Origin of the sequence: Streptomyces sp. 5K101, from assembly GCF_046506645.1 — a bacterium.
In the GTDB taxonomy this organism is placed as follows: Bacteria; Actinomycetota; Actinomycetes; order Streptomycetales; family Streptomycetaceae; genus Streptomyces.
The window spans coordinates 436,655-448,846 of the sequence record NZ_JBKFFO010000002.1 but is presented as its reverse complement, the minus strand read 5'-3'; the positions used below and the strand labels follow the sequence as shown (position 1 = coordinate 448,846).

At 73.3% G+C, this 12,192-nt stretch carries 9 protein-coding genes; 6 read left to right on the top strand and 3 right to left on the bottom strand.

Features of this window, described 5'->3' with window-relative positions; all coding sequences use genetic code 11:
- Positions 1-97 precede the first annotated feature (97 nt).
- Entirely contained in the window at positions 98-2,548 is a 2,451-nt protein-coding gene (locus ACLB9X_RS05000; RefSeq protein ID WP_410358981.1) for a SpoIIE family protein phosphatase, read from the bottom strand.
- A gap of 143 nt (positions 2,549-2,691) precedes the next feature.
- Here ACLB9X_RS05000 and ACLB9X_RS04995 point away from each other — a divergent pair, with 143 nt between their 5' ends.
- The gene (locus tag ACLB9X_RS04995) at positions 2,692-3,165 is read left to right on the top strand and encodes a VOC family protein (protein WP_410358980.1); all 474 of its coding nucleotides are present in this window, start codon (positions 2,692-2,694) and stop codon (positions 3,163-3,165) included.
- Between the two features lie 129 nt (positions 3,166-3,294).
- Positions 3,295-4,242, top strand: coding sequence for a hypothetical protein (locus ACLB9X_RS04990; protein ID WP_410358979.1), 948 nt, complete (start codon positions 3,295-3,297; stop codon positions 4,240-4,242).
- A 38-nt stretch (positions 4,243-4,280) separates the two neighbouring features.
- On the opposite strand, the gene ACLB9X_RS04985 is transcribed toward ACLB9X_RS04990, so the two are convergent.
- Positions 4,281-4,478, bottom strand: a complete 198-nt coding sequence (locus ACLB9X_RS04985) for a hypothetical protein (RefSeq protein WP_410358978.1) — start codon at positions 4,476-4,478, stop codon at positions 4,281-4,283.
- Positions 4,479-4,819: 341 nt separating this feature from the next.
- Between ACLB9X_RS04985 and ACLB9X_RS04980 the strand changes: the two genes are divergently transcribed.
- Positions 4,820-7,234 carry a SpoIIE family protein phosphatase gene (locus ACLB9X_RS04980; RefSeq protein ID WP_410358977.1) on the top strand — a complete coding sequence of 805 codons (2,415 nt, stop codon included), beginning with the start codon at positions 4,820-4,822 and terminating at the stop codon, positions 7,232-7,234.
- A gap of 127 nt (positions 7,235-7,361) precedes the next feature.
- Here the strand turns inward: ACLB9X_RS04980 and ACLB9X_RS04975 are convergent, their stop codons facing one another.
- Positions 7,362-8,648, bottom strand: a complete 1,287-nt coding sequence (locus tag ACLB9X_RS04975; protein ID WP_410358976.1) for a Tm-1-like ATP-binding domain-containing protein — start codon at positions 8,646-8,648, stop codon at positions 7,362-7,364.
- Positions 8,649-8,871: 223 nt separating this feature from the next.
- Here ACLB9X_RS04975 and zwf point away from each other — a divergent pair, with 223 nt between their 5' ends.
- The 3 genes from zwf to ACLB9X_RS04960 all read left to right on the top strand — a co-directional run bounded on the left by zwf (position 8,872) and on the right by ACLB9X_RS04960 (position 12,153).
- The gene (gene zwf / locus ACLB9X_RS04970) at positions 8,872-10,407 is read left to right on the top strand and encodes a glucose-6-phosphate dehydrogenase (protein WP_410358975.1); all 1,536 of its coding nucleotides are present in this window, start codon (positions 8,872-8,874) and stop codon (positions 10,405-10,407) included.
- Positions 10,404-11,348 carry a glucose-6-phosphate dehydrogenase assembly protein OpcA gene (opcA, locus tag ACLB9X_RS04965; protein WP_410358974.1) on the top strand — a complete coding sequence of 315 codons (945 nt, stop codon included), beginning with the start codon at positions 10,404-10,406 and terminating at the stop codon, positions 11,346-11,348. Before zwf ends, opcA begins: the two co-directional genes overlap by 4 nt.
- Positions 11,349-11,934: 586 nt before the next feature.
- Complete coding sequence (locus tag ACLB9X_RS04960) at positions 11,935-12,153, top strand: type A2 lantipeptide (RefSeq protein ID WP_410358973.1); 219 nt, start codon at positions 11,935-11,937, stop codon at positions 12,151-12,153.
- Positions 12,154-12,192: the final 39 nt, after the last annotated feature.

Below are 12,192 nucleotides of genomic sequence, written 5' to 3'. Positions count from 1 at the left end.
GCGACGCCGTCGGCGGCTGCCGTCTCCGTAGCCGCGCTGGGTGTCGTGGCGCGACCGTCGTGCGGCGGCCGCGCGGCCGACGGCGCGCGCGTCGGGGTCACAGGACCGGGCTGCCCGGTGTCGGGGGGAGCAGTTGCTCCGTCCACACCGTCTTGCCCTCGCGCGCATGCCGCGTGCCCCAGCGCTCCGTCAGCTGGGCGACGAGCAGCAGGCCGCGGCCGCCCTCGTCGGTGGAGCGGGCGCGCCGCAGGTGGGGGGAGGTGCTGCTCGGGTCGCTGACCTCGCAGATCAACCGGTGATGGTGGATCAGCCGCAGCGTCACCGGGCCCCCGGCGTAGCGGTACGCGTTGGTCACGAGCTCGCTGACGATCAGCTCGGTCGTGAACACCAGCTCCTCCAGGCCCCACACAGCCAGCTGGTCGGCCGTCAGCCGACGGGCCTTCGAGGGCGCCGTGGCCTCCGCGGTGAGCTCCCACGTCGCGACGAGATCCGGCGAAAGCCTGCTCGTGCGTGCCAGCAGGAGCGCCACGTCGTCACTCGGCCGGGCGGGCAGCAGCGCGTCGACGACATCCTCGGCCATGTCGTCCAGCTGCCGCCCGCCGGACCCGCCGAGCACCGCGCACAGGCGGGCGATCCCCGCCTCCATGTCGTGCTCCTCGCCCTCGACGAGCCCGTTCGTGTAGAGCGCGACCACACTGCCCTCCGGCAGCGTCAGTTCCGCGGTCTCGAACGGCAGTCCGCCGAGGCCCAGCGGCGGCCCGATGGGCAGCTCCGGAACGGTCACGGCACCGTCGGGACCCACCACCGCGGGCGGCGGATGCCCGGCCCGCGCGATGCAGCACTGCCGGGCCACCGGGTCGTACACCGCGTACAGGCAGGTCGCGCCCACCACTTGCTCCCCGGCCGCTCCCTCGTCGTCCGGCTCCTGCTCGCCGGCGAGACGGGTGACGAGGTCGTCGAGATGGGAGAGGACCTCGTCCGGTTCGAAATCCAGGTCGGCCAGGGTGTGCACCGCCGTACGCAGACGCCCCATGGTCGCGGCCGCGTTGATGCCGTGCCCCACCACGTCGCCGATGACGAGGGCCACCCGCGCACCGGACAGGGGGACCACGTCGAACCAGTCGCCGCCGACCCCGGCCGCGCCGCCGGCCGGACGGTAGCGATGGGCGACGAGGACCGCGGGATGCTCCGGCATTTCCCGCGGCATCAGCCGCCTCTGCAGGGCCAGCGCCGTCCTGCGCTGCTGTGTGAACCGGCGTGCGTTGTCGATGGACACGGCGGCCCGCGCGGCCAGTTCGCCCGCGAGCGTCAGGTCGTCCTGCTCGAACGGCTCGGGCAGCCGGGAGCGCCACAGGCTCATGCACCCGAGCACGAGACCGCGCGCGGTGAGGGGCACCACCATCAGCGAGTGCACTCCGCGCCGCGCCGCGGCCTCCGCGCGGCCCAGACCCGCCAGCGCCTTCGACAGGTCGACGAAGGGTTCGAGGACGGGACGCCGTCCGGACAGGCAGCGCGCCTGCGGTGTGCCCGGAGCGAAGGTGGTGAGCGTGCCCACCGGGAACATGATCCCTTCGGATTCGGGTTCGACGCTGTGCAGCGCCGTCCTGCGCACCGCGTCTCCCCTGCTGTCCGGAACCGGCTCCTCGCCGCGGCTGACCTGTTCCAGCAGGTCGACCGAGACGCAGTCGGCCAGTCCCGGCACGGCCGCCTCCGCGAGCTCCGAAGCGGTCGTCCCCACGTCCAGCGTCGTGCCGATCCCCGCACCCGCGGCGCTGAGCAGCGCCAGCCTGCGCCGGGCCCGGTAGCGGTCGGTGACGTCCTCGACCAGCTGGGTGACTCCGAGCACCCGGCCTGTGGAGTCCTCCAGGCGGAACGCGGACACGTCGACCATCCGCTCTCTGGCGGGCGCGGCGAGCAGCCGGCAGGACTGCTCGGTGAAGATCAGCGGCTCGCCGGTGTCCAGCACCTCCCGCAGCCGGTCGTCCACCGTGTCCGCGTCCGCGCGGACGAGGAAGTCCCCGATCCGGAACCCGCGCGCCTGCTCCGCCTCGATGCCGCCGATACGGGCGATCGCCCGGTTGATGCGCAGGATGGTCAGATCGGTGTCGTGGACCGCGAGCCCGATCGGGGACCTGCGGAAGAGGCCGTCCATCACCGAGCGGTCGATCTCCCACTGAACGACCTCGGCCGCCGGGGCACCGACCAGGAACCACTCCGTGTCCCCGCCGTCCCGCGTCACGAACCGGGCGCGGACCCCGAAACCGAGGGTGCGCCCCTCCTTGACGCGTACGGGCACCACCCCGAACCAGCCCCGGTCGCGCACGCACGCCGCCGCGCCCTCCAGGACGACCGCCTCGTCCTGAGGGTCCACCAGCAGTTCGACGGCGTCCCGGCCGAGGGCCTCGCGGGCCGAGTAGCCGAGCAGCGCCTCGGCGCGGTCGCTCCAGCCGGTGACCCGCCCGTGCGGATCCAGCACCACGGAGACTGCGCGACCCAGCGAGAACGGGTCCTCCGGGCTCTCACTGATCAGCGTCACGGATCCGGTCATCGCTTCCATCCTCCGCCGGGACCACGGGCCGCGCACTCGGTGACCCTTCCGGGAGGTCCGGCGGCGGGCGACGATGAGTTCCGGACGGCCGGGCGGTCTGAACCGTCACGGAACCGTCCGACCCACCCGGTCAGGAGAACGACATGCCCAGGATCACGCCCAATCTCTGGTTCGACACGCAGGGCAAGGAGGCCGCCGAGTTCTACGTCTCGGTCTTCCCCAACTCCCGGATCACCCACGTCTCCTACTACGGAGAGGCGGGTCCGCGTCCGGCCGGGACCGTGCTGACCGTGGACTTCGTGCTCGACGGCCAGCCGTACACCGCGATCAACGGCGGTCCCGAGTTCACCTTCGACGAGGCGGTGTCCTTCCTGATCGACTGCGCCGACCAGGAGGAGGTCGACTACTACTGGACCGCGCTGTCCGAGGGCGGGCAGGAGGGCCCGTGCGGGTGGCTCAAGGACAAGTACGGGCTGTCGTGGCAGGTGGTGCCGGCCGTGCTGGAGGAGCTGCTGAGGGACCCCGACGCCGAGCGCGCCCAGCGGGTGATGAAGGCGATGCTCTCCATGGGCAAGCTGGACGTGGCGGCCCTGCGCGCGGCGGCCGACGGAGCCTGAGCGCGGTCTCCCGGAGGCGCGCATACGCCGCACCGCACGGCGTCGGTACGGCGAACCGAGGGCGTGGGCCATCCTGGTCGTGAGCCCTTCCGGACGAGGGCAGGGGGCGACGGGGCCGCAAGGAGGACCGTGGACCTTCAGAGCATCCTCGACGAGCTGTACGGGCTGCGCCCGCAGGACTTCACCGCGGCGCGCAACGCGCGTGCGGCCGAGGCCCGCAGGGCCGGGGACGCCCGCCTCGCGCAGCGCATCAAGGCGCTGCGGCGCCCCACCGTCTCGGCCTGGGCGGGCAACCTCCTGGTGCGCCGCGACCCGGAACGGGTCCAGCCGCTGCTCGGCCTCGGCGAGGGCCTGCGCAGCGCCCACCGCGGCCTCGACGGCGAGCAGCTGCGCGAGCTGAGCCGGCAGCAGCACCTCCTGGTCGCCGCGCTCGCCCGCGAGGCACGCGACCTGGCCGCGGCGGAAGGGCAGCAGGTGGGGGAGGCCGCCCTGCGGGAGATCGAGGGCACCCTGCACGCCGTGCTCGCCGACCCGGCGGCGGCCGAGGAATGGGCGGCGGGCCATCTCGACCGGCCGCTGACGCCGCCCGTGGGATTCGCGGCCGCGGTGGCCGGCCCCGGCGTCGTGGCGGACCGCGCCCGCGCGCCCGAGCCGGGCGGGAAGGCACAGGCCGAGGCCGGGGAACGCACGGCGGGTCGGCGTGAGCGGGAGCGGCGCGCGGAACGGGACGAGGCCCGTCGGGCACAGGAGGACAAGGCCCGTCGCGAGGAGCGGGAGCAGGCCCGTAGGGCGGCCGAATCGGCTGAACAGGAAGCGCGTGACCGCGAGGCGGAGCACGCGCGGGCCGCCGAGGAGAGCGAGCGCGCGGAGGCACGGACAGCGGGGGCGGCCGAACGGGTCGAGGCGCTGACCGAGGAGCTGACAGAGGCCAGGTCTGACCTGCGCGCCGCAGAGAAGGAGGCCCGCGCGGCACGCGACCGGGCCCGTACGGCGGACGCCGCGGCGTCGTCGGCGCGCCACCGGGCCCGCCAGGCGTCGCGGGACCTGGAGCGCCTGTTGACGTCGGGCAAGGGATGAGCCCGGCCGTCCGGGCCCGCCCCGGCTCGCCGTCCGCCTCAGCGCTCGCGCATACGCCGGGGGCCGGGGCCGCCGGCCTCCTCGGACGCGCCGAGCCCGGCGTCGTCCGCACCCGGCTCGGGGTCGTTCGCCAGCTCGATGCGGGTGTGCTGCTGCCGTGACCGCAGGTAGTCCTGCACCTCGTGCTTCATCTCGTCGTCCTTGCGCGGGCTCACGCGGTTGCTGCCACGCTCCATGGAGAGCGCACCTCCTTCGTGCCGTCGTTCTCTGCCCGGCCCGTACCCCAGGGCGACGAACCCCGACGAAACGCCGTGGCATCTGCCGGCCGTACCGGGACCGGGGGCCCTACGCGGTACCCGCCGAAACGCCGATCATGCGCGTGTGCCGCGCGCATTTTCGACGCACCGGCGCGTCGCCGCGTTCGCCGAGCGGCGGCGGGGCCGTTGGAGTTCAATGAGAGGCGCGTGGCACGAGCGCAGAGCCGTCGCCGGACACCGGCCGGGACGGGGCGCCGCCCGAGGCCGGTCGTGCACCGGCACCGGGCAGGGACCGACGGCCCCCTGGGAGTGATCGACGAGTGAGCACCAGCGGCCATGGCCCCGGCAGCGGACCGGACCGCCCGGAGGACGGCGCACTGCTCGTGCTCGACGACGCCGGTACCGTGCTCGCCTGCACGGAAGCCGCCGCCGAGCTGCTCGCAGCCCCCGCAGCCGGGATCGGCGGACGCGACGTCGGCGTGCTCTTCACCGAAGAGGGCGACTGGACACGACTGCGGGGCACCACGCCCGACGACCGCCCCCGCTCAATGCGTGCCTCGGTCCGCGGCCCCGCCGGTCCGGTCCCCGTGCAACTCGATCTGCTGCCGATCGACGGGTCGCTGCCTGCGCGGTTCCTGCTGCGGATCACCGCCGCGGAACACGCCGACCGGCGCGAGGAGAACGAGGCCCTCGTCGGCGCACTGTTCTCCCAGACGGGCATCGGGCTCGCCATCCACGACACGGAGCTGCGCCTGACGCGCGTCACCCCGCTGCCCGGAGACGTGCGGTTCTCGTCGGCGCGGCACGATCCCTCCGGCGGCGCCCTCGGGATGCGGCTCGGGGAGCTGCTGGTGGCCGAGGACGCCGAGGTCGTCGAGGACCGGCTCCGCCGTGTCGCCACGACCGGCGAGCCGCTCGTCGACTTCGTCACCTCGGCGCGGTTCGCCGCAGCCCCCGAACGCGAGCGGACCATCTCGCTGTCCGCGGTCAGGCTGCCGGGCGCCGAGGGAGCCGTGCGCGGCGTCGCCGTGACGTTCACCGACGTGACCGAGCACGAACGCTCCCGCAGACGCGCGGCACTCGTCGCCACGGCGGCCTCCGCGCTCGGCCGGTCGCTGGAGGTCTCCCGCAACGCACAGGTGCTGGCGGACCTGCTGGTCCCGGCGTTCGCCGACCTGGCCGCCGTGGACATCACGGAGACCGTGCTGGTGGGCGAGGAACCGGGCGCCTTCGCGACGGGGGCGCCGCTGTGCCGGGTCGCGGCCGTCGCGGCCGAGGGCGGATGGCCCGACGAGCTGTACCCGCCCGGCTCCGTCATCCGCGTACGGGGCTACGAGAGCGACCGGCTGCGGCTCGGGTCCGCCGTCATCGTCGCCGACCTGGCGGAGCTGCGGCCCAGGATCGCCGACGACCCGGACCGGGTGCGTCTCGTGCTCACCGACCGTGCCGCCTCGTACATGGTGGTGCCCCTGCAGGCCCGCGGGCACGTCCTCGGCGCGATCTCGGTCTGGCGGAGCGGCGACCGGGTCCCGTTCGACGCCGAGGACGCCGCCGTCGCGGAGGACATCTGCTCCCGGGCCGGGCTCGCCATCGACAACGCCCGCCGGTACACGCGTGAACGCCGCACCGCCGAGACCCTGCAGCGCAGTCTGCTGCCGCGCCCGCTGCTGAAGGTGACGGCCGCCGAGACGGCGGGGATCTACGTGCCCGGCAGGACGCTCGCCGGCACCGGCGGCAGCTGGTTCGACGTGATCACGCTCTCCTCGTCGCGGGTCGCCTTCGTCGCCGGTCACGTGCGCGGCCACAGCCTCAACGCGGCCGCCGCGATGGGCAGCCTGCGCACCGCCGTGCGCACGCTCAGCGATCTCGACCCGCCGCCGGACGAGCTGCTGACCCACCTCGACGACCTCGTCGTACGGCTGGCGGAGGACGAACAGTCGGGCGGCACCGAGGGCACCGTCCGCGGGGCGAGCTGCCTGTACGCGGTCTACGACCCGGTCAGCGCGCGGTGCACGATGGCCAGCGCCGGTCACGTGCCGCCCGTGCTGGCCCGGGCCACCGGCGGCGCCGCGCCGGTCGAGCTGCCGGCCGGCCCCGCGCTGGGCAGGGAGGGCGCCCTCTTCGAACCGGTGGAGGTGGAGCTCCGGCCGGGCGACCTCATGGCGTTCACCGCCGGATCGCTGTCCGCGGAGGCAGGCGGCGCGGGCCGGGTGACCACGTACCTGTGCGAGGAGGCCGTCGACGGGGCCCGGGCGGTGCCCGAGATCGGCCGGGAGATGCTCGTCCCGTTCCTGGCCGAGCCTCCGGACGACGACGCCGCCCTGCTGCTGGCCCGGGTGGCCGTCACCCCTCAAGAGGCCGTCGCCACCTGGGAGTTCCCGGCGGACGTGAAGGTCGTGGCGGACGCGCGGGCACAGGTCGCCCGCCGGCTGGCGCGGTGGGGCCTCGACGAACTCGTCTTCACCACCGAACTGATCGTCAGCGAGCTGGTCACCAACGCCATCCGGTACGCGGGCGGACCGGTCGGCGTCCGGCTCATCCGGGACCAGCGGCTGGTGTGCGAGGTGTCCGACCCCAGCCAGACCCATCCGCATCTGCGGCGGGCGCGCCTCACCGACGAGGGCGGCCGCGGACTCTTCCTGATCGCCCAGCTCACGCACCGGTGGGGGAGCAGGTACACCGAGTCGGGCAAGACCCTGTGGACCGAGCAGCTGCTGCCGCCGCAGCCGAACTGAGCCCGTGAACCGGCCGGGACGCCGGCACCAGCCAGGTGCGGCGTTCGGCATGGGCAGCCCGAGCCGGGGCCGCGTCGGGCCGCGATGCCGCGTCGGGCCCGCGATGCCCGGCCGGACACGGGCCCCGTCAGGTCCGGACGGCCGGGCGCTGCATGATCATCCGGTGCATGCGGTCCGCCGCCGCCCGGCCGAAGGACGCGTCGTTGATGTCCGCGTCGATGTCGGTCACCGTGACCGCGCTGCCCCGCAGCCCGGTCACCGTGACCGCGCTGCCCCGCAGCCCCTCCCGCAGCGCGCCGAACAGGGCCGCGTCCGCCGCCGGGTCGTGGTACGGGCCGCCCGGGCCGCCCAGGGTCGACAGGCCGCGCAGCGGGACGCACCCCTCGGCCGGGCCCGCGGCCGCACGGAGCTTCGCGGCGACCCGCCGGCCCAGCTCGGCGCACTCCTCCGCCGTCGTGCGGACCACGGTGATCGACGGGTTGTGCACCAGGACGTGGCGGTCGCGCATCGCGGCCGGAAGCGTGTCCGGCGGGCCGAACTTCAGCATGTCCAGCGCGCCCAGGCTCACCACCTGCGGCACACCGTGGTGCCCCGCGGCGGTGAGCCGGTCGGGTCCCGCCGACAGGATGCCGCCGGTCAGGTCGTCCGCCAGCTCGCTCAGCGTCAGGTCGAGCACGCCGGCGAACAGCCCCTGACCGGCCAGCGACTCCAGCGTCCGCCCGCCGGCCCCGCTGACGTGGAACACCAGGACCTCGTAGCCCAGCTCGGTCAGCCGCGCCCGGGCCGCGTCGACGCCGGGCGTCGTCACACCCGCCATGCTCGTCGCCACCACAGGCCGCTCGCCCGCGGCCAGATCGGCGGGGCCCAACGCCCGGCGGCCCGCCGCGAAACCCTTCGCCATGCCCACTGCCGCGTCGGCGGCGTTCGCGAAGACCGGCGCCGAGACCGAGTTGATCCCGGCGATGTCGACGACGCTGTACATCATCGTGATGTCCGTGGTCCCCACGTACGGCGACACGTTTCCCGCCGCCATCGAGGAGACCATCAACTTCGGTACGCCCAGCGGCAGCCCGCGCATCGCACGGGTCGCGATGGAGGTGCCGCCGCTGCCGCCGATCGCCAGGACGCAGTGCAGCCGGCCCGACGCGTACAGTCGCGCGACGGCCTCGGCCGCCCCGCGGGCCATCGCCGTCACGGCCGTCCCGCGGTCCCCCTGTGCACGCAGCGCGGCCGGATCCGTCCCGGCGGCGCGCGCCACCTCCTCGCGCGGGACGTCCGCGGCGAAGCGTGGCCGGCCGACCACCCCCGTGTCGACGACCACCACGTCGACCCCGCCGTCGATCAGCCGCTCGCGCAGCCAGCCGTACTCCTCGCCCTTGGTGTCCAGCGTCCCCACCAGCACAACTGTCGCCATGGCACGTACTGTTCGGCGCAACGGGCCCAGGGGCAAGAGCGTGTTGCGGGCGGGCGGACCGGCGGCCCGGCGCCGGGCGACGCACCGCGTGTGCCGCCGTTCGGGCCGCAGGGGAATGGATCGACGCGTCGCTGCGCTGATGTAGCCGCACAAGATCGGGCGAGATGCGATCCTCGGAAACGGAACGCACTCGAAGCCGTTCGCTCAAGGAGGCCTGACCCTCATGTCAGAGAACAGCGGCTGGGCGAATCCGCTGCGGGACCCGCTCGACCGGCGGCTGCCCCGTATCGCCGGGCCCTCCGGACTCGTGATCTTCGGAGTCACCGGAGACCTCTCCCGCAAGAAGCTGATGCCCGCCGTCTACGACCTCGCCAACCGCGGACTGCTGCCGCCGGGCTTCTCGCTCATCGGCTTCGCCCGCCGGGACTGGGCCGACCAGGACTTCGCCCAGGAGGTCCACGACGCCGTCATGGAGCACGCGCGCACGCCGTTCCGTGAGGAGGTGTGGCAGCAGCTGGCCGACGGAATGCGGTTCGTCCAGGGAGACTTCGACGACGACGCGGCCTTCGAGCAGCTGAGGGCCACGGTCGAGGACCTGGACAAGGCACAGGGCACGGGCGGCAACTTCGCCTTCTACCTGTCGGTGCCGCCGAAGTTCTTCCCCAAGGTCGTCCAGCAGCTCAAGGACCACGGACTCTCCGACGCGCCCCGCGGCTCCTGGCGGCGTGCCGTCATCGAGAAGCCCTTCGGCCACGACCTCGCCAGCGCCCGCGAGCTGAACGCCATCGTGCACGAGGTGTTCGCCCCGGACGAGGTCTTCCGCATCGACCACTACCTGGGCAAGGAGACCGTCCAGAACATCCTGGCGCTGCGCTTCGCCAACACCCTCTTCGAGCCCGTCTGGAACCGGTCCTTCGTGGACCACGTGCAGATCACGATGGCCGAGGACATCGGCATCGGCGGCCGTGCCGGCTACTACGACGGCATCGGCGCCGCCCGTGACGTGATCCAGAACCACCTGCTCCAGCTGCTCGCGCTGACCGCCATGGAGGAGCCGGTGTCCTTCGACGCCGCTTCCCTCGTCACCGAGAAGCTGAAGGTCTTCAAGGCCGTCAAGGTGCCCGACGACCTGGGCAGGCACACCGTGCGCGCCCAGTACACGGGCGGCTGGCAGGGCGGCGAGCGCGTCATCGGATACCTCCAGGAGGAGGGCATCGCACCCCGGTCGAAGACCGACACCTATGCGGCGCTCAGGCTGGAGATCGACAACCGCCGCTGGGCGGGCGTCCCCTTCTACCTGCGCACCGGCAAGCGGCTGGGCCGCCGCGTCACCGAGATCGCGGTCGTCTTCCAGCGCGCCCCGCACTCCCCGTTCGACTCCACGGCCACGGCGGAGCTGGGCGAGAACGCCCTGGTCATCCGCGTGCAGCCGGACGAGGGCGTGACCCTGCGGTTCGGCTCGAAGGTGCCCGGCACCTCGATGGAGCTGCGCGACGTGACGATGGACTTCGCCTACGGCGAGTCGTTCACCGAGTCCAGCCCGGAGGCGTACGAGCGGCTGATCCTCGACGTCCTGCTGGGCGACGCCAACCTCTTCCCGCGCACGGAGGAGGTGGAGGAGTCCTGGAAGATCCTCGACCCCATCGAGCGGTTCTGGGACGCGAACGGCTCCCCGGCCCAGTACGCCGCGGGCACCTGGGGACCGGAGGAAGCCGACGACATGCTCGCACGAGACGGACGGAGCTGGCGCAGGCCATGAAGATCGACCTCACGGACACCACCTCCAGCAAGATCAACAAGGCCCTGGTCCAGGCCCGCCGCGCCATCGGCACGCCCGCCGTCGGCATGGTGCTCACCCTCGTCATCGTCACCGACGAGGAGAACGCCTACGACTCCATCAAGGCCGCCGGCGACGCCTCGCGCGAGCACCCGTCGCGCACGCTCGTCGTCATCAAGCGCCATGCCCGCTCCCCGCGCGACCGCCACGACACGCGCCTCGACGCCGAGGTCCGTGTGGGCGGCGACGCGGGAGCGGGGGAGACGGTCCTGCTGCGGCTCCACGGCGAACTGGCGGACCGCGCCGACTCCGTGGTCCTCCCCTTGTTGCTGCCCGACGCGCCCGTCGTCGTCTGGTGGCCCGTCGACGCGCCGCCGGTGCCTGCCAAGGACGCCCTCGGCGCGCTCGCCCAGCGCCGTATCACCGACGCGTACGCGGTCGAGGAGCCGCTGCGGGAGCTGGCCGCGCGCGCCTCCGGTTACGAGCCGGGCGACACCGACCTGGCCTGGACGCGGCTCACCCCGTGGCGCTCCATGCTCGCGGCGGCGCTCGACCAGGCGCGGGCGGAGGTCGTCTCGGCCGTCGTGGAGAGCGAGGCGGAGAACCCCAGCGCCGAGCTGCTCGCCCGCTGGTTCGCCGACCGGCTCGGTGTGCCCGTCGAACAGGTCGTCACCGCCGGCCCGGTCGTCACGGCCGTACGCCTGCGCACCGCCGACGGCGAGATCCACATCGACCGTCCCGAAGGGCCCGTGGCCCGGCTCTCCATCCCGGGCCAGCCGAACCGCGTGCTCGCCCTGAAAGTGCGCACCACGGCCGAGCTGATCGCGGAGGAACTGCGCAGGCTCGACCCCGACGAAGCGTATGCCGCAGCCCTGCACGCCCGGATCACCCCGGCTGCACCCGAGATCACCGCGGGCGGCTGATTTCCCTCGCTTTTCCCCACGCCGGGTCCACCCGGTCCGGCATATCCGAAAATGCACCGGCCTTATGAACCGTAATGGCCCGGTGATCCGATTCACCGTCCGAGGGGCGCGGCACACGCGCCGCGCCCCTCGGTGCGTGAACGCCGCGTGACGCCCCGTCAAGTGACCTTCCCCTGTCGCGAATCTGCACAGCGACTGCGCAGGCACCACACCGTCTACTCGTCGTCAGCCCCGCCCTGACCAGCGATTATCTGACTCTGTGGGGGAATGTCCCCTTCGTCGTCGCGGCAGGGAGCGCACGCGTCGACGTCCGGCGAGGCGATCAGGTGAAGAACGTGGCACCGATTCATGGAGGGGCGTGCACGCGGCGGTAATACGACGACCCATTGCGGCGGGATCCCGGCTCCCGGTCGTCACCGCGATTGGCCGCTCAACGCGCTTACGTGTTTTGATCCTTCGCACCGCGGGATTTCATTGGGTTCCCGGATCCGGGAATCTCCCCACCCCGCTGGGCGGCCGGCAACACGCTCATTCCGTGCGACCGGGCGCTGTCAATTCGAAATATCCATCCGAAGGGAAGCTTCTCATGAACTTCGTCCCCACCCAGGAGATCTCCGACAGCGAGCTGGACAACGTGGCCGGCGGTCTGCACAGCGCCACGGTGAGCAACGCCGTCGCCGCCCTTGACACCATCGCCCCGGTCTCCGGCACCGTTGCCACCGCCACCGGTGTCGTCGAGGGTGCCACCGGCATCAACGCCGCCGCGATCACCGGCCCGGTGAACGGCCTCGTCGCCAGTCTGTAAGACTTCTCAAGGCTCGCCGGCCCGCTCTGCCGGCAGTGC